This is a genomic window from Lachnoclostridium phytofermentans ISDg, assembly GCF_000018685.1.
Classification (GTDB): Bacteria; Bacillota; Clostridia; order Lachnospirales; family Lachnospiraceae; genus Lachnoclostridium; species Lachnoclostridium phytofermentans.
In genome coordinates, this window is the sequence record NC_010001.1 from 4,485,258 (window position 1) to 4,507,033 (window position 21,776).

General features: G+C 38.3%; 35 protein-coding genes. All 35 read right to left on the reverse strand.

Going from position 1 to position 21,776, the window contains the following annotated elements; all coding sequences use genetic code 11:
• Window positions 1-33: 33 nt before the first annotated feature.
• On the reverse strand, window positions 34-771 hold the full coding sequence (truA, locus tag CPHY_RS18840; protein WP_012201629.1) for a tRNA pseudouridine(38-40) synthase TruA: 738 nt from the start codon (window positions 769-771) through the stop codon (window positions 34-36).
• Window positions 772-912: 141 nt separating this feature from the next.
• Window positions 913-1,725, reverse strand: a complete 813-nt coding sequence (locus CPHY_RS18845; RefSeq protein ID WP_012201630.1) for an energy-coupling factor transporter transmembrane component T family protein — start codon at window positions 1,723-1,725, stop codon at window positions 913-915.
• Window positions 1,726-1,853: 128 nt separating this feature from the next.
• Window positions 1,854-2,714 (reverse strand): energy-coupling factor transporter ATPase, encoded by an 861-nt coding sequence (locus CPHY_RS18850; protein WP_012201631.1) that lies wholly within the window; start codon window positions 2,712-2,714, stop codon window positions 1,854-1,856.
• The gene (locus CPHY_RS18855; RefSeq protein WP_041703789.1) at window positions 2,695-3,564 is read right to left on the reverse strand and encodes an energy-coupling factor transporter ATPase; all 870 of its coding nucleotides are present in this window, start codon (window positions 3,562-3,564) and stop codon (window positions 2,695-2,697) included. The genes CPHY_RS18850 and CPHY_RS18855 overlap by 20 nt, the downstream gene beginning before the upstream one ends.
• A 340-nt stretch (window positions 3,565-3,904) precedes the next feature.
• Complete coding sequence (locus CPHY_RS22590; protein WP_012201633.1) at window positions 3,905-4,441, reverse strand: bL17 family ribosomal protein; 537 nt, start codon at window positions 4,439-4,441, stop codon at window positions 3,905-3,907.
• 24 nt (window positions 4,442-4,465) lie between these two features.
• Window positions 4,466-5,425 (reverse strand): DNA-directed RNA polymerase subunit alpha, encoded by a 960-nt coding sequence (locus CPHY_RS18865; RefSeq protein ID WP_012201634.1) that lies wholly within the window; start codon window positions 5,423-5,425, stop codon window positions 4,466-4,468.
• 72 nt (window positions 5,426-5,497) lie between these two features.
• Window positions 5,498-6,094 carry a 30S ribosomal protein S4 gene (gene rpsD / locus CPHY_RS18870; protein WP_012201635.1) on the reverse strand — a complete coding sequence of 199 codons (597 nt, stop codon included), beginning with the start codon at window positions 6,092-6,094 and terminating at the stop codon, window positions 5,498-5,500.
• 16 nt (window positions 6,095-6,110) lie between these two features.
• Window positions 6,111-6,509 (reverse strand): 30S ribosomal protein S11, encoded by a 399-nt coding sequence (gene rpsK / locus CPHY_RS18875; RefSeq protein WP_012201636.1) that lies wholly within the window; start codon window positions 6,507-6,509, stop codon window positions 6,111-6,113.
• A 62-nt stretch (window positions 6,510-6,571) separates the two neighbouring features.
• Entirely contained in the window at window positions 6,572-6,940 is a 369-nt protein-coding gene (gene rpsM / locus CPHY_RS18880) for a 30S ribosomal protein S13 (RefSeq protein WP_012201637.1), read from the reverse strand.
• Between the two features lie 590 nt (window positions 6,941-7,530).
• Complete coding sequence (rpmJ, locus tag CPHY_RS21420; protein ID WP_012201638.1) at window positions 7,531-7,644, reverse strand: 50S ribosomal protein L36; 114 nt, start codon at window positions 7,642-7,644, stop codon at window positions 7,531-7,533.
• A 191-nt stretch (window positions 7,645-7,835) separates the two neighbouring features.
• Entirely contained in the window at window positions 7,836-8,054 is a 219-nt protein-coding gene (gene infA, locus CPHY_RS18885; protein WP_012201639.1) for a translation initiation factor IF-1, read from the reverse strand.
• Between the two features lie 95 nt (window positions 8,055-8,149).
• Entirely contained in the window at window positions 8,150-8,905 is a 756-nt protein-coding gene (map, locus tag CPHY_RS18890) for a type I methionyl aminopeptidase (protein WP_012201640.1), read from the reverse strand.
• A gap of 105 nt (window positions 8,906-9,010) precedes the next feature.
• Complete coding sequence (locus tag CPHY_RS18895; RefSeq protein WP_012201641.1) at window positions 9,011-9,664, reverse strand: adenylate kinase; 654 nt, start codon at window positions 9,662-9,664, stop codon at window positions 9,011-9,013.
• Window positions 9,665-9,835: 171 nt separating this feature from the next.
• Window positions 9,836-11,164 carry a preprotein translocase subunit SecY gene (secY, locus tag CPHY_RS18900; protein WP_012201642.1) on the reverse strand — a complete coding sequence of 443 codons (1,329 nt, stop codon included), beginning with the start codon at window positions 11,162-11,164 and terminating at the stop codon, window positions 9,836-9,838.
• Window position 11,165: 1 nt separating this feature from the next.
• Complete coding sequence (gene rplO, locus CPHY_RS18905; RefSeq protein WP_012201643.1) at window positions 11,166-11,606, reverse strand: 50S ribosomal protein L15; 441 nt, start codon at window positions 11,604-11,606, stop codon at window positions 11,166-11,168.
• A gap of 26 nt (window positions 11,607-11,632) precedes the next feature.
• Window positions 11,633-11,815, reverse strand: a complete 183-nt coding sequence (gene rpmD, locus CPHY_RS18910) for a 50S ribosomal protein L30 (RefSeq protein ID WP_012201644.1) — start codon at window positions 11,813-11,815, stop codon at window positions 11,633-11,635.
• Between the two features lie 19 nt (window positions 11,816-11,834).
• Window positions 11,835-12,341 carry a 30S ribosomal protein S5 gene (gene rpsE, locus CPHY_RS18915; protein WP_012201645.1) on the reverse strand — a complete coding sequence of 169 codons (507 nt, stop codon included), beginning with the start codon at window positions 12,339-12,341 and terminating at the stop codon, window positions 11,835-11,837.
• Between the two features lie 16 nt (window positions 12,342-12,357).
• A complete protein-coding gene (gene rplR, locus CPHY_RS18920) occupies window positions 12,358-12,726 on the reverse strand; it encodes a 50S ribosomal protein L18 (RefSeq protein ID WP_012201646.1) in 369 nt (122 codons plus the stop codon).
• A 17-nt stretch (window positions 12,727-12,743) separates the two neighbouring features.
• Window positions 12,744-13,286 (reverse strand): 50S ribosomal protein L6, encoded by a 543-nt coding sequence (rplF, locus tag CPHY_RS18925; protein ID WP_012201647.1) that lies wholly within the window; start codon window positions 13,284-13,286, stop codon window positions 12,744-12,746.
• Between the two features lie 253 nt (window positions 13,287-13,539).
• Window positions 13,540-13,941 (reverse strand): 30S ribosomal protein S8, encoded by a 402-nt coding sequence (gene rpsH, locus CPHY_RS18930; protein ID WP_012201648.1) that lies wholly within the window; start codon window positions 13,939-13,941, stop codon window positions 13,540-13,542.
• A gap of 23 nt (window positions 13,942-13,964) precedes the next feature.
• Window positions 13,965-14,150 (reverse strand): type Z 30S ribosomal protein S14, encoded by a 186-nt coding sequence (locus tag CPHY_RS18935; RefSeq protein ID WP_029503011.1) that lies wholly within the window; start codon window positions 14,148-14,150, stop codon window positions 13,965-13,967.
• A 16-nt stretch (window positions 14,151-14,166) separates the two neighbouring features.
• Window positions 14,167-14,706: a 50S ribosomal protein L5 gene (rplE, locus tag CPHY_RS18940; protein WP_012201650.1), complete on the reverse strand. Its 540-nt coding sequence runs from the start codon at window positions 14,704-14,706 to the stop codon at window positions 14,167-14,169.
• 24 nt (window positions 14,707-14,730) lie between these two features.
• A complete protein-coding gene (gene rplX / locus CPHY_RS18945) occupies window positions 14,731-15,048 on the reverse strand; it encodes a 50S ribosomal protein L24 (protein ID WP_012201651.1) in 318 nt (105 codons plus the stop codon).
• A 14-nt stretch (window positions 15,049-15,062) separates the two neighbouring features.
• Complete coding sequence (gene rplN, locus CPHY_RS18950; RefSeq protein WP_012201652.1) at window positions 15,063-15,431, reverse strand: 50S ribosomal protein L14; 369 nt, start codon at window positions 15,429-15,431, stop codon at window positions 15,063-15,065.
• Window positions 15,432-15,491: 60 nt separating this feature from the next.
• On the reverse strand, window positions 15,492-15,749 hold the full coding sequence (rpsQ, locus tag CPHY_RS18955; RefSeq protein ID WP_012201653.1) for a 30S ribosomal protein S17: 258 nt from the start codon (window positions 15,747-15,749) through the stop codon (window positions 15,492-15,494).
• Between the two features lie 64 nt (window positions 15,750-15,813).
• Complete coding sequence (gene rpmC, locus CPHY_RS18960) at window positions 15,814-16,023, reverse strand: 50S ribosomal protein L29 (RefSeq protein ID WP_012201654.1); 210 nt, start codon at window positions 16,021-16,023, stop codon at window positions 15,814-15,816.
• Window positions 16,013-16,450 (reverse strand): 50S ribosomal protein L16, encoded by a 438-nt coding sequence (rplP, locus tag CPHY_RS18965; protein ID WP_012201655.1) that lies wholly within the window; start codon window positions 16,448-16,450, stop codon window positions 16,013-16,015. Before rplP ends, rpmC begins: the two co-directional genes overlap by 11 nt.
• Complete coding sequence (rpsC, locus tag CPHY_RS18970) at window positions 16,450-17,109, reverse strand: 30S ribosomal protein S3 (RefSeq protein ID WP_012201656.1); 660 nt, start codon at window positions 17,107-17,109, stop codon at window positions 16,450-16,452. The genes rplP and rpsC overlap by 1 nt, the downstream gene beginning before the upstream one ends.
• 11 nt (window positions 17,110-17,120) lie before the next feature.
• Window positions 17,121-17,507, reverse strand: coding sequence for a 50S ribosomal protein L22 (gene rplV / locus CPHY_RS18975; protein WP_012201657.1), 387 nt, complete (start codon window positions 17,505-17,507; stop codon window positions 17,121-17,123).
• A 233-nt stretch (window positions 17,508-17,740) separates the two neighbouring features.
• Window positions 17,741-18,019, reverse strand: coding sequence for a 30S ribosomal protein S19 (rpsS, locus tag CPHY_RS18980; RefSeq protein ID WP_012201658.1), 279 nt, complete (start codon window positions 18,017-18,019; stop codon window positions 17,741-17,743).
• A gap of 18 nt (window positions 18,020-18,037) precedes the next feature.
• The gene (rplB, locus tag CPHY_RS18985; protein ID WP_012201659.1) at window positions 18,038-18,883 is read right to left on the reverse strand and encodes a 50S ribosomal protein L2; all 846 of its coding nucleotides are present in this window, start codon (window positions 18,881-18,883) and stop codon (window positions 18,038-18,040) included.
• A gap of 180 nt (window positions 18,884-19,063) precedes the next feature.
• Entirely contained in the window at window positions 19,064-19,363 is a 300-nt protein-coding gene (rplW, locus tag CPHY_RS18990; RefSeq protein WP_012201660.1) for a 50S ribosomal protein L23, read from the reverse strand.
• Window positions 19,363-19,983, reverse strand: a complete 621-nt coding sequence (rplD, locus tag CPHY_RS18995) for a 50S ribosomal protein L4 (protein WP_012201661.1) — start codon at window positions 19,981-19,983, stop codon at window positions 19,363-19,365. The genes rplW and rplD overlap by 1 nt, the downstream gene beginning before the upstream one ends.
• Before the next feature lie 28 nt (window positions 19,984-20,011).
• Window positions 20,012-20,647 (reverse strand): 50S ribosomal protein L3, encoded by a 636-nt coding sequence (gene rplC, locus CPHY_RS19000; RefSeq protein ID WP_012201662.1) that lies wholly within the window; start codon window positions 20,645-20,647, stop codon window positions 20,012-20,014.
• Between the two features lie 191 nt (window positions 20,648-20,838).
• Window positions 20,839-21,156, reverse strand: coding sequence for a 30S ribosomal protein S10 (rpsJ, locus tag CPHY_RS19005; RefSeq protein WP_012201663.1), 318 nt, complete (start codon window positions 21,154-21,156; stop codon window positions 20,839-20,841).
• Between the last annotated feature and the right edge of the window lie 620 nt (window positions 21,157-21,776).

Sequence of the window (21,776 nt, forward strand, 5' to 3'; positions counted from 1 at the left end):
TAAAAATGGATTGGGCTACCCAATCCGTTTTTCTTATAAGTATTCTATTTCTACCAGCGTTAACCCTTTTGCTGGAGCAGTCGGTCCAGCTGCCTGTCGATCTTTTTTTGTAAGAGCTTCTAATACTCGTTCTGGTTCCCATTGGTGAGTACCCACCTGAATAAGCGTACCCGCAATGATTCGTACCATATTATAAAGAAATCCATTTCCCTTAATACGAATTACAATAAGTTCTCTCTCTTTTTCTATCTGAATATCATAAATTGTCCTAGTAGTATCCTTAACCTGTGTATTCGCAGAACAAAAGCTCACAAAGTCATGCTCCCCAATCAAATAAGAAGCTGCCTTTCTCATTGCCTCTAAATCCAAATCGTAATATACAAAATGGGCATACCTTCGATTTGTCGGAAGAGGAAATGTTGCATTATAAATCCGATATTCATAAGTTTTTCTAGTATCGCAATACCTTGGATGAAAATCGGATTCAACCTCCATAGAAGCTTGAATCACAATATCTTCTGGTAAATGAGCATTTAACGCATAGGATAGTTTCTCTGCTGGAATTCTCGAATTGGTATCAAATACTGCGACATTGCCATAAGCATGAACACCAGCATCTGTTCTGCTTGCACCTATGATCACAATCTCTTCCTTTAATAACTTAGTTAAACATTCATTCAATACGCCTTCAATGGTTTTCGCATTTGGCTGTACCTGCCAACCACAATAATTCGTTCCATCGTAAGCTACTTTTAATAATACTCTTTTCACAAAATACTCCATTCCTACGCAAAAATAGTTTTATATCTTCACATTTAACTAGCATATCCCATGTTTACCATATCTGCAGCCGATATCGTACTGCTATAAATAATTCATGAGAACCTATCTTCAATTACACGTTACTCTCCTTTAAAACATAGGTAAATATCGATCTACACCTATGATGGTGGCGATATAAACTACAAATACACAAAATGCTACCGCATCCTTAGCCTTATACTTTAAAGGCTTCATCTTTGTCCTGCCCTTACCTCCACGATAACAGCGTGCTTCCATTGCCATAGCAAGGTCACCCGCACGACGAAATGCTGAGATAAACAAAGGAACCAAAATCGGTACCATTGCTTTCGCTCTCTTAATTAAGCTACCCGTTTCAAAATCCGCTCCACGTGCCTGTTGCGCCTTCATAATCTTATCAGTTTCCTCCAATAAAATTGGAATGAAACGAAGAGCAATGGACATCATCATAGCCACCTCATGTACTGGTACGTGTATCACCTTTAAGAAACCAAGTAGTCGCTCAATTCCATCTGTTAGCTCGTTTGGCGTTGTGGTAAATGTCATTAAGGAGGAACCTAAGATTAATAAAACCAAACGAAGCCCCATAAAGATTGCAAACCGAATACCCTCTGTTGTAATTATGATAAATCCAAAATGCACTAATATATGTTCACCGGGTGTTAAAAACAGATTAAAGCTTACCGTAAAAAGTAACAATATAATTACGGATTTGAGTCCTTTTACAATATATTTTAAAGGCACCTCAGATGCCTTAATTATACCAAACAAAAATAACCCCGTTACAAGATAGCCCCAAAATGTATCGAACAGAAACATGGATACAATATATACTATTGTCCCAATTAGTTTAACTCTTGGATCTAAACGATGTATGATGGAGCCAGAAGGGTAATATTGTCCAATCGTGATATCTCTAATCATCGAATTATCCTTTCTTTGTTACTTATCAGATTCTTCTTACGTTTCCCACATTAAAAGCATGCTCGCTCAGTAGGCTGGATATATGGGCCGAGGATTACGCAGGCACATATATCCGTTTGAAAGAAAATTTATAATTTTCTTTCAAACTTCCACCAATCAAGAATCTCTAACTTCGCCTCTTCAACGGTTGTCGCATCTGTTGATACCGGGATTCGCATCTGGTTAAGATCATGCATGACATAGGTTACCGATGGTGCAGCAAGCCCAATCTTCTCAAGCTCTTTATAATGTGAAAATACTGTCTTTGGAGTACCATCAAAGGCAATCTCTCCTTTATTCATAACAATAATTCTATCAACGTATTTTGCAACATCCTCCATACTGTGAGAAACTAATATTACGGTAATTTTTCTCTCATTATGAATTTTATCAATTTGGTCTAAAATCTCATCTCGTCCCATAGGGTCAAGACCAGCGGTCGGCTCATCTAAAATTAATACTTCAGGCTTCATCGCCAAGACACCAGCGATTGCTACCCTTCTTTTTTGCCCACCCGATAATTCAAATGGTGACGCATCGTACAAATCATCTGTGATACCTACCATTTTAAGAGCATCAAATGCTCTTAAATCAATCTCGAGTTGAGGTAGATTTAAGTTTTTAGGGCCAAACTGAACATCTTTTAGCACCGTAGTTTCAAACAACTGATGCTCCGGATACTGAAAAACCAAACCAACTTTACTACGTAATTCCTTTTTATGAAAACCATCTGCATTAATATCAGCACCATTGAAATACACTGCGCCACTGGATGGTTTCATTAATCCATTCAGATGCTGAATTAATGTGGACTTGCCAGAACCAGTATGTCCAATTAAACCAATAAATTGTCCATCCGGGATGTCAAGATTAATATTTTTTAATGCCTGTTTCTCATAAGCAGTACCGCCGCCATAAACATAGCTTACATTATCTAGTAAAAGCGCCATTACGTACCTCCATCATTGCCTCTACGAACTCTTCTCTGGTTAGAATACCATCCGGAAGCGGCATTCCATGCTTCTTTAATTCGTATGCAAGTTCTGTTACCTGTGGTACATCCAATCGATATTTCTTTAGCTTATCAACCTGACTAAAAACCTCTCGTGGTGTTCCCTGCATAACAACTTTACCGGAATCCATAACAATCACCTTGTCCGCATGGATTACTTCATCCATATAGTGTGTTATCAATAATACAGTTACTTTTTCCTTTTTATTTAAATCCCTTATCGTTTTGATAACTTCTTTTCTACCATTCGGGTCTAACATTGCTGTCGGTTCATCTAAAATAATACATTTTGGACGCATCGCCATAATACCTGCAATTGCAACCCTCTGTTTTTGACCACCAGATAATTTATTCGGAGAATGGCTTCGGTATTCATACATTCCGACAGCTTTAAGACTTTCTTCTACTCTTTGCCATATCTCCTCCGTTGGCACGCCAAGATTTTCAGGACCAAAACCTACGTCCTCCTCAACTACTGTTGCGATAATCTGATTGTCCGGATTTTGAAATACCATACCAGCCGATTGTCTAATATCCCAGATTTTTTCTTCATCCTTCGTATCAAACCCGTTGACATAAAGTGTCCCTTCACTTGGAGTCAAGATAGCATTGATATGTTTTGCCATCGTGGATTTACCGGAGCCATTATGTCCCAGAATAGCGACAAAGTCACCTTCTGAAACATCTAAGGTAACTTCATCAAGTGCTCGATTAATCGCCTCAACATTTCCTTCTTCGTCACGTCGAATATATTCAAATACTAAATTTTTAGCATCTATCATTCTCATACAGCATATCTCATTTCTTATTGGATTTCTAATACTAATCATGGTTATAAAACCTGGGATTAGTACTATTGTCGAATGTCAACTTACATTGTATTGTATTCTGGATAACTTTGCAATGAATTTTTCAAACTAGTAACAGAATAAACGCTTTCTAATATATATTTTACGGCAAAATCAATAGTAAAAATCATAAACTATAAAGAAATTGTATTTCAATTTCCTATAAATCAAAAAAACTGCCCCGAATCACTTCGAGGCAGTCCAATTTTCCCTATGTTATTTCACAATAAGTTTTATAAAAACAACACTCATTGTGACAAAGGTTCTGCTTTATTAGAAATTAAACAAGCTCAATTAAAACTTCCATAGCAGCATCGCCCTTACGCTGACCGATTTTGATGATTCTTGTGTAACCACCATTACGGCTAACATACTTAGGAGCGATTTCGTTGAATAACTTTTCAGTTAAGTCAACTTCCTTTGTGTTTTTCTTCTTTCCTGCAGCTTCTGCTGGAACTTCAGTTACAGGGTAAAGGTAAGCTAACATCTTTCTTCTAGCGTGAAGTCTGGATGCCTTATCCTTCTGAATAGTCTTTTCAACGCTATCATAAACGTCTACTTTCTTACCATTCACAACTTCCTTCACTCTCTTACCATCTTTATCTTTACGAGCAACCTTAGCAGTTACTGTAACAGTTTCAAAGTTATCCTTCTCTTTAACAGCAAGAGCAATCATACCTTCAGCAATTCTACGAATTTCTTTCGCTTTTGCCTCGGTAGTTACAATCTTGCCATTGTATAAGAGATTGGTTACTTGATTTCTTAACAATGCTTTTCTCTGACTTGAAGTTCTTCCAAGTTTTCTGTAGCCTGCCATTTTTTAACCTCCTTAGCTACGAACTTAATCGTCGCTCAAATTTAATGATAATCCAAGCTCTTTGAGCTTAGCTAATACTTCTTCTAATGACTTACGTCCAAGGTTTCTTACCTTCATCATATCTTCAGAAGTCCTGTTACATAATTCTTCGACAGTATTAATTCCCGCTCTCTTCAAACAGTTGTAAGAACGAACAGACAATTCTAACTCGTCGATATTCATCTCTAACACTTTTTCTTTCTCATTGTCTTCCTTCTCTACCATGACTTCAGCAGTCTTAGCATTCTCGGAAAGATCAATAAAGGAGTTTAAGTGCTCGCTTAATACTTTTGCAGCCAAGCTAACAGCTTCATCCGGACCTAAGGTTCCGTTAGTAAATACATCAAGTGTCAGTTTATCGAAATCGGTAATCTGACCAACACGTGTATTTTCAACTGATAAATTAACACGCTCAACAGGAGTGTAAATAGAATCCACTGCGATTACACCGATTGGTAAATCATCGTTTTTATTCTTATCTGCACTGATATAACCTCTGCCTTTTGTAATTGTCAGCTCAATATACAGCTTGCTATCAGCGCCACCGCTTAAAGTTGCAATTACTAATTCTGGATTTAATATCTCAATATCAGGATCTGCTTGGATATCGCCTGCTCTAACCACGCCTTCGCCTTCGAACTCAATATATGCAGTCTTTGGCTCATTCGTCTCGCTTGTGTTTTTAATTGCTAGGTTCTTAATGTTCATAATAATCTCTGTTACATCTTCCTTAACGCCAGGAATTGGGGAGAATTCATGAACAACGCCGTCAATTTTAACTTGACTGACAGCAGCACCAGGTAAAGATGAAAGCATAATTCTTCTCAAAGAATTGCCAAGAGTTGTGCCATATCCTCTCTCAAGAGGCTCGACAACAAATCGGCCATATTTCTTATCTTCTGAAATGTCAGCTATCTCAATTTTTGGTTTTTCAAAATCAAACACAGTAGACCCTCCTTCTGGGTTTTTTTGAGGGTATTCCAAACATAAGAAAAATAATAGGTTATTTGCTTCTTATTATTTAGAGTACAACTCGACGATAAGCACTTCATTTACAGGAACATCAATTTGATCTCTTGTAGGGATTTCCTTTACAGTACCTGTTAAATTCTCATGATCAGCTTCTAACCATGCTGGTACAGTTCTTCCATCGGTTACTTCTAAAATATCTTTGTATCTCTGAGCAGACTTACATTTTTCTTTAATAGAAATAACATCGCCAGCTTTTACCTGATAAGAAGGAATATTTACACACTTGCCGTTAACTAATACGTGCTTGTGGTCAACAATCTGTCTTGCCTCTGTTCTTGTTCTGCCATATCCCATACGGAACATAACATTATCAAGTCTTAACTCAAGGAGAATCAATAAATTCTCACCCGTTGTACCGTATTTTAACTTCTTAGCTTTATCGAAGTTATTTCTGAAAGGCTTCTCTAATACACCATAGATGAATTTTGCCTTTTGTTTTTCTCTTAGCTGAGTACCGTACTCACTAATTTTCTTACCCGCTCTCGCAAAGTTTCTATTAGACTTCTTGTCAATTCCCAAAAATGTTGGTTCAAGACCAAGAGCTCTACATCTCTTTAAAACAGGACTCATATCTCTTGCCATCTTAATTTACCTCCTATTAGACTCTTCTGCGTTTTGGTGGTCTACAGCCGTTATGAGGAACTGGAGTAACGTCCTTAATGCTTGTAACTTCAATACCACAAGCCTGAAGCGCACGAATTGCTGCTTCTCTACCTGAACCAGGACCTTTAACCATAACTTCTACGGTTTTTAAACCATGAACTAATGCTGCTTTAGCTGCTGTTTCAGCTGCCATCTGCGCTGCATATGGAGTTGACTTTCTAGAACCTCTAAATCCTAATCCACCTGCACTTGCCCATGAAAGAGCGTTACCTTCAGCGTCTGTTAAGGTAACAATTGTATTATTAAAAGATGACTGAATGTGAGCCTGTCCACGATCGACGTTCTTTTTAACACGCTTCTTTGTCACTTTTTTAGCTGCTATCTTCTTAGCCATTTCAAACCCTCCTATTGGATTTTTTACATCGTAATAAATGGCTCATGCTATACTACATGAGACTATTTCTTTTTATTAGCAACAGTACGCTTAGGACCTTTTCTTGTTCTAGCGTTTGTTTTAGTCTTCTGTCCACGAACTGGAAGACCTTTTCTGTGACGGATTCCTCTATAGCATCCGATTTCCTGTAATCTCTTGATGTTAAGAGCGATTTCTCTTCTTAAGTCACCTTCTACTAACATTGTCTCATCGATGACATCACGAATCTTTGCCACTTCTTCGTCAGTTAAATCTCTAACACGAGTGTCTGGGTTAACTCCAGCTTTAGCAAGGATACGGTTGGAGCTTACTCTACCGATACCATAAACATAAGTAAGTCCGATTTCTATACGTTTCTCTCTTGGTAAGTCTACACCACTAATACGAGCCATGTGACCATTGCACCTCCGTTAATTGTATTGAGCAGGACATCTTGGGCATCATGCCTTTTGGGACATGTGAAATGTATGCCTTATGTTCCAGCCCTTATCATATAAGTTTCCCTAAACAACCGAAATTCTACGAAAGAACTGGTTGTCGGTAAAAGTTTAGATAAACTCTTACCTAGGATAAGACTACGTCCTACCCCTCTTTTATAACCGTAATGAACAACACACCCTGGTGTGTCGACGCGAGAATGTATTTTTAATAGTAATTCCCATAAAAAAAGACACCTCTAGCGGATGTCATTACGTCAGCCGCTTTAAATTGTGACAATACATTGCGAATGTATTGAAAGAGTAGAATGATAATGACACCTAACTCTAAAATCAAAGATTCACTTTGATCCACAATATCACAATAATACCTGTCAGATCACTCTCTATAAAAAGAGCAGTGCTGCAATTTCGACTTAGGATCTAAATTCTATTCAGACTCCTAGTACAGGTGATTGTAACACAGAAAGCAAGAACTATTTCTATATAAGTACAAAATGCACTCTATGGAAACAATTAATCTCAATTTCAGCAGATTAATTGAATTAGCCTTGTCTTTGTTTGTGTTTTGGGTTCTCACAGATAACTCTGATTGCGCCCTTTCTTTTAATGATTTTACATTTCTCGCAAATTGGTTTAACTGAAGATCTAACCTTCATTGACAATTCACTCCTTTCAAAAAAGTCCGTCTTATATTATATCATGCGTAAACTATAATAGCAAGAACTATTTTTTCTCTATATTCCGAGAAAATTTCTTGGAATATTCTTGCTTGCATTACTGTGGGCTTGCCCACAAAATTGACAGAAGTTATGGTTGAATTGTGCTAACTTCAACCTTCTTTAGCTACTTATTTATCTCTCCAGATAATTCTACCCTTCGTTAAATCGTATGGGGACAATTCTAAAGTTACCTTATCACCAGGTACAATTTTAATGAAGTTCATTCTAAGCTTTCCACTGATATGGGCCAACACTCTGTGTCCGTTCTCAAGTTCTACTGAAAACATTGCGTTTGGTAGTTTCTCAATTACGGTTCCTTCAATTTCTACAACATCGGTCTTTGACATCCTAACCTCCATTCTGACGATTTAGCGCCAAATTATAACGATGGTATATTTGCGCGCTAGAACAAATTACATGTAAAATGTTTTTCATTTTAACACTACCATCTCAGTGACAATATTTCCGGTTCTCCGGTTGTTATAACGATTGTATTTTCATAGTGCGCGGACAGACTTCCGTCCTGAGTCGCTATTGTCCAATCATCTTCTAAGCACCACACTTCATGGCTCCCTGCATTGACCATTGGTTCAATAGCAAGTGTCATACCAGGCTCCAACCGAATACCCCTTCTCTTTTGTCTGAAGTTTGGTATCTGTGGATCCTCATGCATCTGTGTTCCAATTCCATGACCCACTAGGTCCTTCACACAGGTAAATCCATGAGCGATTACATAGTCCTCAATAGCAGCAGAGATATCATGTAGATGATTGCCTGCTTTTGCATATTTCATACCTTCAAAAAAGCTTTGCTTTGTAACATTAATCAGCAGTTCGGCTTCTTTCGACACATTTCCAACCGCTATGGTTCTCGCTGCGTCAGAATGATACCCCTGATAGATAACTCCAGCATCAAGACTTACGATATCGCCTTCTTTTATAATGCGATTTTTCTTTGGAATTCCATGCACCACTTCATCATTTAGAGATACACATACCGAAGCTGGATATCCATTATAATTTAGAAAAGATGGAATACATCCAAAGGAACGTATTTTTTCTGTTGCTAGTTTATCAATATCGAGGGTGGAGATGCCGGGCTTTATCATTTGTTCCAGTGCGTCATGCACTTCGGCTAATATTTTCCCAGCTTCTCTCATTAACTCTATTTCTTTTGCAGATTTAATTGTTACTGACATTCGTAATCTCCATTCTGTCACAAGCCTGCGAATTTGGGCGAAAGCTCAAATTCGTGTGTGAAAAATCTTGATTTTTCACACTGCCTCTTTTTCGTAACTCGCTATTTACTGTGCTACTTTCCCAAGAATGCCGATAATATCTTCGAATACTTCTAATGCTTCCTTCGTACCATCCACTTCCTCTAATAGCCCGAGTCCATGATAATAATTTATTAACGGTTGTGTCTGATTATGATATACATTAAGACGTTTTGCTACTGTTTCTGGCTTATCGTCATCACGTATGGTCAACTCTCCTCCACAAGCATCACAGATGCCTTCCTTTTTGGTAGGAGTAAATACCACATGATAGGTTCCACCGCATGATACACACGCTCTTCTTCCAGACATACGAGAAACAATTAATTCATCCGGAACTTCGATATTAATAGCATAGTCAATTTGTTCTCCTTCCTCTACCAAAGCTTTGTTCAAAGCTTCTGCCTGAGGAATTGTTCTTGGAAAACCATCCAATACATACCCATTCTTACAGTCATCCTGTGCAAAACGATCCATAACCATATCTAAAGTAATTTCATCTGGAACTAGTAACCCCTGATCCATATACTCTTTCGCTTTTGCTCCGAGCTCTGTATTATTCTTAATATTTGCTCGAAAGATATCTCCTGTTGAAATATGTGGAATTTTGTACTTTTCAGCTATTTTTTTCGCTTGTGTTCCTTTCCCCGCTCCTGGAGCACCTAACATAATAATTTTCATGGTATTCAATATCCTCCTATTATTTAACAATAAAAAGTTTGCTTGGCAAACTTTTCCTTGTTCTGAATAAACCAACGATAGGAGCTGTCGCAAAAGTGTCTTTTACTACAGCTCCTATGTTAGTAATACAATAGGCATGATCTATACTAATCCCTATTGTAATGCTTTACATTAGTCATTTAAGAAACCTTTATAATGACGAACGAGCATTTGTGATTCCACCTGCTTCATTGTCTCAAGTACAACACTGACTACGATGATTAATGATGTACCGCTAAAGGATACATGTGCATCAAACATACCAGAGAAGAAAATCGGGATAATTGCAACAATCATAAGACCAATTGCACCGATAAAGATAATGTAATTCAAAACCTTTGTTAAGTACTCAGTCGTTGGCTTACCTGGACGAATACCAGGAATGAAGCCACCCTGTTTCTTCATATTGTTTGCTACTTCCATTGGATTGAAAGTAATGGATGTATAGAAATATGCAAAGAATACGATCAATGCCATATAAATAAGTACACCAACAGTATATTTGAATTCACCGTTCTTAATGTTGAACCAGCTTTGGGAGTTTAGCATGTGTAATACCTTTGGCCAGAAGTAAGCTCTAGCTGGCTGAACTCCAAAGAATGAAGCAATAATAATAGGGAATTGCATGATAGATACCGCAAAGATTACTGGGATAACACCTGCAGTATTTACTTTTAACGGAATATGGGAGGATTGTCCACCTACCATTTTTCTACCTTGCACCTTCTTAGCATACTGTACAGCGATTTTTCTCTGTGCAGCATTAAGTAGGATAATTAATACAACAGATAGTAATATTACTGCGACGATGATGATAGCGGCAGTTACACCCTTAACAACACTTTCTCCAAGGACAAACTTCTCGATTAATCCATAGATATCTCTTGGCATATTAGCAACAATGTTAATTAACAGGATGACAGAGATACCATTACCTACACCCTTTTCAGTTATTCTTTCACCTAACCACATAAGAATTGCGGAACCAGCGGTGAAAGATGCAGTAATGACAACAATGTTAGTGAAGGTTAAACCACCCTCTAAAGCACCTGAACCACTAAAGCCTATAACCATAGCTACAGATTCAATAATAGATAGTCCAATAGTAACATATCTTGAAATTTCTGCGATTTTCTTTCTTCCAGATTCTCCATCCTTTTGCATCTCTTCTAGCTTAGGAATTGCAATCGTTAATAACTGCATGATGATCGAGGAAGTAATGTATGGTCCGATACCAAGAGCAAATAAGGACATTCTAGTAAAGGAACCACCAGTAAAGGAATCCAGGAAACTAAGACCACTACCGAAGTTGTTCTGTAACCAATTGGCGATTACCGCCTGGTTCACTCCCGGAACCGGGAGCTGTGAACCAAGACGTACGATAATCAAAACCATAAACGTAAATAAAAGCTTGTTTCTAATATCTTTAATCTTAAAGGCATTTCTGACCGTTTTAAGCATACTAGATCACCTCAGCATTTCCACCAAGAGCCTTAATCTTTTCGATCGCGCTTTCAGAGAAAGCTGAAACCTTAACATTAAGCTTCTTAGTTAATTCTCCGTTTCCAAGAATCTTTACTCCATCTTTCGGATTGCTAATGATGCCAATTTCTCTAAGGCTTTCTAATGTTACGTCTGCACCATCTTCAAATCTATTTAACATGCTTACGTTAACTGAAATAATTTCTTTTGTATTTCTGTTCTTAAAACCTCTCTTAGGAAGTCTACGGTATAAAGGCATCTGACCACCTTCAAAACCAACTCTAGGAGCTCCTGAACGTGCTTTCTGGCCTTTGTGACCCTTACCTGCAGTCTTACCATTTCCTGAACCGTGTCCACGTCCACGTCTGAAATTTCCACTCTGTTTAGAACCGTCTGCTGGTCTTAAATCTGTTAAATTCATCGTGTGCACCTCCTTACTTAATTTATTTAAATCTCTTCTACCATTACTAAATGCTTAACTTGCTTAAGCATACCTCTGATAGCTACATTGTCTGGAACTTCATTAGTACTATGAAGTTTTCCAAGACCAAGAGCGCTAACAGTTAATTTATGCTTTGGAAGAGCACCGATAGTAGATTTTGTTAAAGTAATCTTTAATTTATTAGCCACTTTTAACACCTCCGCCTTTCTAACCCAACTGATCCACGGAAATACCGCGAAGTGCAGCTACTTCCTCAGGAGTCTTTAATTGGCGTAATCCTTCAATTGTTGCAAGAACTACGTTCTGCTTATTGTTGGAACCAAGTGATTTTGTACGAATGTTCTTGAATCCTGCAAGCTCTAATACGTTACGAGCAGGACCACCAGCGATAACACCAGTACCTGCAGGGCTACGTTTTAATAATACAGTAGCACTACCAAATTTACCGATGAAATCATGTGGTACACTACCATTCTCATCGATTGGTAATGAAATCATTTTCTTTATTGCATCTTCTTTTCCTTTACGAATAGCTTCAGGAATTTCAGTTGCCTTACCTAAGCCTGCACCGATATGACCATTCTTGTCACCAACAACGACCAAAGCTGTAAAACGGAAGTTACGTCCACCTTTAACAACCTTTGTTACACGCTTAATGTTAACTACTTTATCTTCTAACTCTAATTGAGTAGCATCAACGATTGTACGTTTCATGTGTTCTCCTCCTTACTTAGAAATTAAGACCAGCTTCTCTAGCTGCTTCTGCTAATGCCTGAACTTTACCCTGATATATGAATCCGCCTCTATCAAAAACAACAGTTGTGATACCTTTTTCAAGAGCTTTCTTAGCGATTACAGTACCGAGCATTGCTGCTGCAGCAACATCGTTTGTCTTCTCAAGTTCTGCTTTTACACCTTTTTCAAGTGTGGAAGCTGAAACTAAGGTATTTCCTACTGTATCGTCAATGATCTGAGCGTACATATGGTTGTTACTTCTAAACACAGCTAAACGTGGTCTTGTAGGAGTACCGGAGAAACGATTACGTATTCTATTGTGTTTTTTAATACGAACTTCTGATTTATTAACTTTCTTAACCATTATTATCTCTCCTCCCTTTACTTCTTACCAGTCTTACCAACTTTACGTCTGATCACTTCATCAGAATACTTAATTCCCTTGCCCTTATATGGTTCAGGTCTTCTCTTGTCTCTGATTTCAGCAGCATATTGGCCAACTTTTTCTTTATCGATACCTTTAACGGTGATTTTGTTCTGACCTTCAAGAATGGTTTCAACACCTTCTGGGTCTTTCATAACTACTGGATGTGAATATCCAAGAGTTAATGTAAGCTCCTTACCGTTCTTTGCAGCTCTGTAACCAACACCGTTGATTTCGAGAACTTTCTGATAACCAGTTGTTACACCAGTTACCATATTAGCGATTAATGTTCTTGTAAGACCATGTAAAGATTTCATTCTCTTTAATTCGTTTGGTCTTGTAACAACAACTGTATCGCCTTCTACTTTAATATCCATCTCTGCAGGTAACACTCTATCAAGTGTTCCATTAGGACCTTTTACAGTCACTTTATTATTTTCTGCAACTTCAACAGTAACACCTGCTGGAATCGCGATTGGCATTCTTCCTATACGTGACATGCCCGTACCTCCTTAAGTTATAGTGAAATGTGAACCTCTTTGATTCACAATTCAGACTCGTTTGACAGTCTAATCACTGTCCCCATAGAAAAGAGTATCTAATGGGATCAGGAAACCCGAAAAGACTTCTTTTCTTTGAAAGAAAATTCTAAACTTACAAACAGGCTATTTATATTATTTTGCTCTTAGATTACTCTACGAACGTAATAACGAATTATCTCGTTATTTCCATTTTACTACATTCAGCTAATAATTACCAGATGAATGCTAAAACTTCTCCGCCTACGTTAGCATTTCTTGCTGCTTTATCTGTAAGAACACCTTTGTTAGTGGAGATAATTGCTACGCCTAAGCCACCAAGAACTCTTGGAAGTTCTGTGCTGTTAGCATAAACACGAAGACCTGGCTTGGAAATTCTCTTAAGGCCAGTAATAACCTTCTCATTCTTGTCTTTACCGTACTTTAATGTAATGTGGATTGTCTTGAAGCTACCAACTTCTTCAATCTCAAAGCTCTTGATGTAACCTTCCTTTAAGAGGATTTCAGCAATAGCAATTTTCATCTTAGAAGCAGGTACATCTACTGTATCATGTTTCGCAGTATTTGCATTACGAATTCTTGTAAGCATATCTGCAATTGGATCGCTCATTGTCATTTAAATTTGCCTCCTTTCTTAAACTACCAGCTTGCTTTTTTAACACCTGGTATTTGTCCCTTATATGCTAACTCACGGAAGCAAATTCTGCAGATTCCGTATTTTCTTAAGTAAGCATGAGGACGGCCACAGATTCTACAACGATTGTATTCTCTCGTTGAGAATTTCTGTGTCTTCTGTTGCTTTATTTTCATTGACGTTTTAGCCATGGAATTCCCTCCTTAACTATTTGCTAAATGGCATACCGAATAATGTCAGTAATTCACGAGCTTCTTCATCGGTCTTGGCAGTTGTTACGAAAATAACATCCATACCACGAACCTTGTCTACCTTATCGTATTCGATTTCAGGGAATATTAACTGCTCTTTTACACCAAGTGCATAATTACCTCTACCATCGAATGCATTTGGATTAACACCTCTAAAGTCACGAACTCGAGGGAGTGCTAAGTTAATAAGACGATCAGCGAATTCATACATCTTTTCGCCTCTTAAAGTAACTTTACAGCCAATAGCCACGCCTTCTCTAAGTTTAAAGTTAGCAACTGACTTTCTAGCTTTTGTAATAACAGCTTTCTGACCAGCGATAATCTCCATATCTTTTACTGCTGCTTCAAGAGCCTTCGCATTGTCTTTAGCTTCACCAACACCCATGTTGATTACGATTTTATCAAGCTTTGGAATCTGCATCTCGTTCTTGTAACCGAACTTCTTCTGCATACCAGCCATAATTTCATTTTTGTAAATTTCTTTTAAACGAGTCAACTGAAATGACCTCCTCTCTTAGAATTAGTCAATAATATCTCCTGTTGCCTTAGCAACACGAACCTTCTTCTGGCCATTCTTACCATCAACAGTAGTAAAGCCGATTCTGGTTGTTTTACCCTTCTGCACGTACATTACGTTAGATGCATCGATAGGTGCTTCCTGATGGATAATTCCACCCTTTGGATTAGCCTGAGATGCCTTGCTGTGCTTGGTAATTGTATTTACACCTTCAACTAAAACTTTGCCATTGGAAACGGAAATTACTTTTCCTTCTTTTCCCTTGTCTTTACCAGCGATAACCTTAACGCTATCGCCCTTTTTAATCTTTGTAGTTGCCATGCGTCGACACCTCCCTATAATACTTCTGGTGCTAATGAAACGATTTTCATGAATTGCTTTTCTCTCAATTCTCTAGCTACTGGTCCAAAGATACGAGTTCCCTTAGGGTTCTTGTCGTCTTTGATGATTACGGCAGCGTTCTCGTCGAATCTGATGTAGGAACCATCCTTACGGCGAGCTCCCTTTACAGTACGAACAACAACAGCCTTTACAACATCACCTTTCTTAACAACTCCGCCTGGTGTTGCATCTTTAACGGAAGCTACGATGATGTCACCGATATTCGCATATCTTCTGGTTGAACCGCCCATAACGCGAATGCATAATAATTCTTTTGCACCGCTATTGTCGGCAACCTTAAGTCTGGATTCTGATTGTATCATGTCCGATACTCCTTTCTCAATTTAAGAGTAACAATTTTACAAGCCGATCTTGTAAACGAATTATTTTGCCTTCTCAATAATTTCAACAAGTCTCCATCTCTTATCTTTAGATAATGGTCTTGTCTCCATAACTTTTACTCTATCACCAATCTGGCATTCGTTGTTCTCATCATGAGCTTTTAACTTATAAGTTCTCTTTACGATTTTGCCATAAAGAGGATGCTTTACGTTATCTACTACTGCAACAACGATTGTCTTATCCATCTTATCACTTACTACTTTACCAGTACGTGTTTTTCTGAGATTTCTTTCTACCACAGCAATACTCCTTTCTATAACCCTTACCTAGTATCCAGCTAAGGTTTATTCGTCACTGTCTATATTAGTTAGCAGCCTTTGCCTTCTGTGAGATCACAGTCTGAATTCTTGCGATGTTTTTTCTAACATCCTTAATTCTGCTTGTGTTATCTAACTGATTTGTTGCGTTCTGGAATCTTAAATTGAAAAGTTCCTTCTTAGCAGCTACTAATGTCTCATTCAACTCTGTAGTTGACTTAGCCTGTAATTCTTCTACATACTTATTAGTTTTCACTGCCCGCACCTCCTTCTAAATCTGCGCGAGAAACGATCTTGCACTTGACCGGTAATTTATGAGTAGCAAGACGAAGAGCTTCTCTAGCAGTTTCTTCTGCAACGCCAGCGATTTCAAACATTACACGACCTGGCTTAACTACAGCTACCCAATACTCTAAAGAACCTTTACCGGAACCCATACGAGTTTCTGCTGGTTTTGTTGTTACAGGTTTATCAGGGAAAATTTTAATCCAAACCTTACCACCACGTTTAATGTAACGTGTCATCGCGATACGGGCAGCTTCAATCTGGTTGGACTTAATCCATGCTGATTCCATTGCTACGATACCATATTCACCGTGGGAGATAGTGTTACCTCTCATAGCTTTTCCTGCCATACTGCCACGGAATTGCTTACGGCGCTTAACTCTCTTTGGCATTAACATTATTTATCGCTCCCTTCCTTTTTGTTTCCCTTTGTTGGAAGAACTTCACCGTGGTAGATCCAAGCTTTAACGCCTAATTTACCAAAAGTTGTATCTGCTTCTGCGAAACCGTAATCGATATCTGCACGAAGTGTCTGTAGTGGAATAGTACCCTCACTATAGAACTCAGTACGAGCCATATCTGCTCCGCCAAGACGACCGGAAACTGCTGTCTTAATACCCTTTGCACCAGATCTCATAGTTCTGGACATGGTAGATTTCATCGCTCTTCTGAAAGAAATACGGTTCTCAAGCTGAGCTGCAATGCTTTCTGCTACTAATTGAGCACATACATCTGGCTTCTTGATTTCCTTAATTTCAAGGTTTAATTTCTTTGTTGTATACTGAGTAATTTCAACCTTTAATTTCTCGATTTCAGCACCGCCTTTACCAATTACTACACCTGGCTTAGCTGTGTGGATAATAACTTTTAATTTATCGGAAGCGCGCTCAATTTCGATCTTAGCAACGCCTGCGCTGTATAACTTCTTTTTTAAGTAGGTTCTGATATTGTAGTCTTCTACTAAGTTATCTGCAAAATCTGCTTCCGCATACCATCTTGAGTCCCAGTCATTGATAACTCCGACTCTTAAGCCATGAGGATTAACTTTTTGTCCCATGATTGCCCTCCTTATCTTTCATTAAGCACGATTGTGATATGGCTTAATCTCTTTAAGATTCTGTAAGCTCTACCCTGTGCTCTTGGTTTGATTCTCTTCATTGTAGGTGCGCAACCTGCGTAGCACTCTTCAATGTAAAGTTTGGATACGTCCATACCATTGTTGTTCTCAGCGTTTGCGATCGCTGATTTTAATAATTTCTCTATTAAAGTTGAAGCATATCTTGGGTTGTATGCTAAAATACCAAGTGCTGTCTGTACATCCTTGCCTCTGACTGCATCAAGAACGAAACATGCCTTCTGAACGGAAACTCTAGCGTAAGATAACTTCGCGCTTGGTCTAGTGTCCTTATTCGCATTTCTTTCTCTCTTAATCTGGGATCTATGTCCTCTTGCCATGGATGATACCTCCTTTCAAAATTTAACGGCTCTCCGTTACTTCTCTTCCTGCAGAACTATTACTATAACACTCTGCAACTATTTTTTTGAGTGATTCACAAAAAGTTAAGGGAAAGACTACTTCTTAGCCTTACACTCTTCGTTCTTCACTATTCTATTTTTCAAAGTCTGTTCGTTTATCGCGACTGCGAACCACTACCAGAAAGCAATTTCAAGAAATTACTTTCGAGAAATTATTTTCTTGACTTCTTCTCGTCCTTACCATGTCCACGGAAAGTTCTTGTTGCAACAAACTCACCAAGTTTGTGACCTACCATATCCTCAGTAACATATACTGGAACATGTCTTCTTCCATCATGAACAGCGATTGTATGAGAAACCATCTGTGGGAAAATTGTAGAACGACGTGACCAAGTTTTGATAACAGTCTTGCTACCAGTCTTATTCAAGTCATCAACTTTCTTAAGTAAATGGTCATCTGCAAATGGTCCCTTCTTTAATGAACGTGCCATATAGGTTCAACCTCCTTTTTACTTTGATAATGCCTTACCGTCTCTTCTTCTCATGATCATTTTGTTAGACTGCTTATTCTTCTTACGAGTCTTAAGACCAAGTGCTGGTTTACCCCAAGGAGTAACAGGGCCCGGACGACCGATACCTGTCTTACCTTCACCACCACCATGTGGATGGTCATTAGGGTTCATTACAGAACCACGAACGGTAGGTCTAATACCCATATGACGTACACGACCAGCTTTACCAAGTGTTACTAACTCATGATCGATATTACCAACCTGACCGAGTGTTGCACGGCAGCTAATTGGTACCATTCTCATTTCGCCAGATGGTAATCTAAGTGTTGCATACTTACCTTCTCTAGCCATTAACTGAGCAGAATTACCTGCAGAACGAACTAACTGTCCACCCTTACCAGGATATAACTCAATGTTGTGAATTTGAGAACCTACTGGAATGTTAGCAAGTGGTAAGCAGTTACCAACTTTAATTTCAGCAGTTGCTCCATTCATAACTGTCTGACCAACTTGTAAACCGTTTGGTGCTAAGATATATGCTTTCTCACCATCTGCATAACAGATAAGTGCGATATTTGCTGTTCTGTTTGGATCATATTCAATTGTCTTAACAACAGCTGAAATACCATCTTTTTTTCTCTTAAAGTCGATGATTCTGTATTTTCTTCTAGAACCACCACCTTGGTGTCTTACTGTAATCTTTCCTTGATTGTTACGACCAGCATTCTTCTTTAAAGAAACCACTAAGGATTTCTCAGGTGTAGAAGTTGTAATCTCTGCAAAATCGGAGCCGGTCATATGTCTTCTGGAAGGTGTATATGGGTTAAAGGTTTTAATTCCCATGGTACTATCTCCTTTCGTTACGCTCCATACGCAATAGTTATTTTCAACAAGCTTCGACTTCTTGTTGAAGTTATCAGCAGTCATTTTCACTGCTATAGGATGCAAAAAACATTAAAAAGCAATGTCCTTGCTTATCTGCGTCTATCTTCACGCAATTGCTTTAGCAATTTGCTGTAATTCTTACAGACCTGTGAAGATTTCGATTTCAGCACTGTCAGCTGTTAACTGAACAATTGCTTTCTTAGTTTTAGAAGTTTTACCAGATGTGTTTCCACGTCTGCGGTTCTTACCTTCTAAATTCATTGTGTTTACGCTTGCTACCTTAGTGCCGGCAAACATCTTCTCTACAGCCTCTTTAACCTGAGTCTTAGTAGCTTCTGGATGAACGGAGAAGGAATACTTCTTTTCGCTCATAGAATTCATACTCTTCTCAGTTACGATTGGCTTGAGTATAACATCATAATATTTTAAATTAGCCATTATGCGTACACCTCCTCAATCTGTGCCACTGCATCCTTGGTAATTACTAAGGTATCATACTTTACAATGTCATATACATTGATAGCGTTTGATGTTGCTGTTCTTACCGTTGGAATGTTTCTTGCAGAAAGGATTACATTCTCATCCTTCTTGTCAAGAACTACTAATGCTTTGTTAACTTTTAAGTTTTCAAGTACAGCCTTGAACTTCTTTGTCTTAATTTCATCCATGTTCATGGAATCTAATACGATTAACTTCTGAGCTTCAACTCTGGATGTTAAAGCAGATTTGATAGCTAAAGATTTCTCTTTTCTATTCATCTTGAAAGAGTAATCTCTTGGCTTTGGAGCAAATACAACGCCGCCGCCTTTCCACTGTGGAGATCTTGTTGAACCCTGTCTTGCATGGCCAGTTCCCTTCTGTCTCCAAGGCTTTCTTCCGCCGCCGCTCACTTCTGCGCGAGTCTTTGCGCTCTGTGTGCCCTGACGTTTGTTAGCAAGCTGGCTAACTACAGCCATGTGCATTAAATGCTCATTTACTTCTACTCCAAAGATAGCATCGTTAAGTTCTAATGAACCAACTTCTTTACCTTCTATATTATAAACCTTTACATTTGCCATTCTAGTGTTCCTCCTTTCTTAAAGCTTTCTACTTACCGCTCTTAACTGTTTCCTTTAACATTATCATAGCCTTCTTTGGTCCTGGAACAGCACCTTTAACTAAGATAAGGTTATTGTCAACATCAATTTTGACTACTTCAAGGTTCTGTACTGTAACTTTTACGTTACCCATTTGACCAGGCATGTGCTTTCCTTTGAATACACGACCAGGTGTTGTAGCAGCACCGTTAGAACCAGCATGTCTGTGGAACTTTGAACCGTGGCCCATAGGTCCTCTGGATAATCCGTGACGCTTAATAGCACCCTGGAATCCCTTACCCTTAGAAGTTCCAGTAGCATCAATCTTATCACCTGCAGTGAAGATGTCTACCTTAATTTCTTGACCTACAGTGTAGTCTGCAGCGTTTTCGAATCTGAACTCTTTAAGAAATCTCTTATTTGCAACACCTGCTTTTGCAAAGTGTCCCTTTTGTGGCTTGTTAACAAGTGTTTCTCTGATGTCGCCAAAGCCAACCTGTACTGCTGCGTATCCGTCGTTATCTACAGTTTTAACCTGAGTAACTGCACATGGACCAGCTTGCAATACTGTTACTGGAGTTAAAACTCCATTTTCATTGAAGATTTGAGTCATACCAATCTTCGTAGCTAATATTGCTTTCTTCATTACTTTTTACCTCCTGTTAATCTACAGCGGATTATGCTGTTTGCATAATCATCCTAGATGGTCTTATACCGGAAGTTTCCTAATATATAAACCCTAAGGATTATTACCTGAAATTTTGTTTGCATTAAGATTTTAACGAAAACATTATTTTACTTTCATCGAGATGAAACTTCTCATCTAATAGCAAAACATTATTTTGCTTTCATCTTAATGTCAATGTACACACCTGCTGGCATCTCTAATCTAGATAATGCATCAACAGTCTTCTGTGTAGGAGCGATGATATCGATTAATCTCTTATGTGTTCTCTGCTCGAACTGTTCTCTGGAATCCTTGTACTTGTGTACCGCTCTAAGAACTGTTACAATTTCCTTCTTAGTAGGCAATGGAACTGGTCCACTCACCTTCGATCCTGTCTTCTTTACAGTTTCGATAATTTTTCCTGCAGATGCATCGATTAAATGATGATCATACGCCTTGAGAGTAATTCTCATAACTTGATTTGCCATAAAAAAAGCCGCCTCCTTTTCGCACTTCATTTCAGTACGACAAGTGGTGACTGTACACTCACCCGTGTGTTTCATACTTGTCGGAAATATATAACCTAAGACGCAACCCGTCCTAGGTGTCAATAAAAATCGCTTCATCCCGAAAAGCCTTCGTTTCAACACGGTTTATCTGCCCGTAGCAGAACTATATTCTTGTACAGTGACTTGTCGCCAGTTTCATAACATGACATTCGCTCCACGGAAAACCTGTATCATTTGACACAGCAACCTCACGTTTCTACGCTATCATCGTCACAACAGTAGTTATTATATAATAGAACAAAAATATTTGCAAGTATTTTTTTATTTTTTCTTTCTAGTAAATTATTTCCTTTATTTGTGTCGAAATTCCTTTGTTTACTCCATATAGAATGTCAAAGAATATTTTAATTTTATAATTGGAATTTGATGTAGTCAAAATTGTTTTTCCTTATTACTTCCTATTTACATTACATTTACAAAAATAGTTCCTTTTGATGGCTTATCAAATGCACAGATATTCTTTATTAGTATAGTCAATCCTGATTAGTTTCTTCCTATTATAAGATGCATCTTTCATTCTTTCATATAAATGTTTCTTT

Bases quoted from the DNA above. Each gene is read 5' to 3' on its own strand.
- rplR (WP_012201646.1), bottom strand. From the start codon at position 12,726: ATGGTTAAGAAAGTTAATAAATCAGAAGTTCGTATTAAAAAACACAAT.
- CPHY_RS18855 (WP_041703789.1), bottom strand. From the start codon at position 3,564: ATGAGAATGATAGATGCTAAAAATTTAGTATTTGAATATATTCGACGT.
- rplO (WP_012201643.1), bottom strand. From the start codon at position 11,606: ATGAATTTAACAGATTTAAGACCAGCAGACGGTTCTAAACAGAGTGGA.
- rpsE (WP_012201645.1), bottom strand. From the start codon at position 12,341: ATGAAACGTACAATCGTTGATGCTACTCAATTAGAGTTAGAAGATAAA.
- rplF (WP_012201647.1), bottom strand. From the start codon at position 13,286: ATGTCACGTATAGGAAGAATGCCAATCGCGATTCCAGCAGGTGTTACT.
- CPHY_RS18850 (WP_012201631.1), bottom strand. From the start codon at position 2,714: ATGGCGCTTTTACTAGATAATGTAAGCTATGTTTATGGCGGCGGTACT.
- rpsD (WP_012201635.1), bottom strand. From the start codon at position 6,094: ATGGCAAGAGATATGAGTCCTGTTTTAAAGAGATGTAGAGCTCTTGGT.
- rpsK (WP_012201636.1), bottom strand. From the start codon at position 6,509: ATGGCTAAGAAGATAGCAGCTAAAAAAGTGACAAAGAAGCGTGTTAAA.
- rpsM (WP_012201637.1), bottom strand. From the start codon at position 6,940: ATGGCTCGTATTAGTGGTGTAGACTTACCAAGAGAGAAACGTATAGAA.
- rplD (WP_012201661.1), bottom strand. From the start codon at position 19,983: ATGGCAAATGTAAAGGTTTATAATATAGAAGGTAAAGAAGTTGGTTCA.
- secY (WP_012201642.1), bottom strand. From the start codon at position 11,164: ATGCTTAAAACGGTCAGAAATGCCTTTAAGATTAAAGATATTAGAAAC.
- rplW (WP_012201660.1), bottom strand. From the start codon at position 19,363: ATGGCTAATTTAAAATATTATGATGTTATACTCAAGCCAATCGTAACT.
- rpsH (WP_012201648.1), bottom strand. From the start codon at position 13,941: ATGACAATGAGCGATCCAATTGCAGATATGCTTACAAGAATTCGTAAT.
- rplP (WP_012201655.1), bottom strand. From the start codon at position 16,450: ATGTTAATGCCAAAGAGAGTTAAGCGCCGTAAGCAATTCCGTGGCAGT.
- rplC (WP_012201662.1), bottom strand. From the start codon at position 20,647: ATGAAGAAAGCAATATTAGCTACGAAGATTGGTATGACTCAAATCTTC.
- rpsJ (WP_012201663.1), bottom strand. From the start codon at position 21,156: ATGGCAAATCAAGTTATGAGAATTACTCTCAAGGCGTATGATCATCAT.
- infA (WP_012201639.1), bottom strand. From the start codon at position 8,054: ATGTCAAAGACCGATGTTGTAGAAATTGAAGGAACCGTAATTGAGAAA.
- CPHY_RS22590 (WP_012201633.1), bottom strand. From the start codon at position 4,441: ATGGCAGGCTACAGAAAACTTGGAAGAACTTCAAGTCAGAGAAAAGCA.
- rplB (WP_012201659.1), bottom strand. From the start codon at position 18,883: ATGGGAATTAAAACCTTTAACCCATATACACCTTCCAGAAGACATATG.
- rplN (WP_012201652.1), bottom strand. From the start codon at position 15,431: ATGATACAATCAGAATCCAGACTTAAGGTTGCCGACAATAGCGGTGCA.
- map (WP_012201640.1), bottom strand. From the start codon at position 8,905: ATGTCAGTAACAATTAAATCTGCAAAAGAAATAGAGTTAATGAGAGAA.
- rpmJ (WP_012201638.1), bottom strand. From the start codon at position 7,644: ATGAAGGTTAGATCTTCAGTTAAACCAATTTGCGAGAAATGTAAAATC.
- rplV (WP_012201657.1), bottom strand. From the start codon at position 17,507: ATGGCAAGAGGACATAGATCCCAGATTAAGAGAGAAAGAAATGCGAAT.
- rpsS (WP_012201658.1), bottom strand. From the start codon at position 18,019: ATGGCACGTTCATTAAAGAAGGGACCATTTGCAGATGACCATTTACTT.
- CPHY_RS18895 (WP_012201641.1), bottom strand. From the start codon at position 9,664: ATGAAAATTATTATGTTAGGTGCTCCAGGAGCGGGGAAAGGAACACAA.
- CPHY_RS18845 (WP_012201630.1), bottom strand. From the start codon at position 1,725: ATGATTAGAGATATCACGATTGGACAATATTACCCTTCTGGCTCCATC.
- rpsC (WP_012201656.1), bottom strand. From the start codon at position 17,109: ATGGGACAAAAAGTTAATCCTCATGGCTTAAGAGTCGGAGTTATCAAT.
- CPHY_RS18935 (WP_029503011.1), bottom strand. From the start codon at position 14,150: ATGGCTAAAACGTCAATGAAAATAAAGCAACAGAAGACACAGAAATTC.
- rplX (WP_012201651.1), bottom strand. From the start codon at position 15,048: ATGGCAACTACAAAGATTAAAAAGGGCGATAGCGTTAAGGTTATCGCT.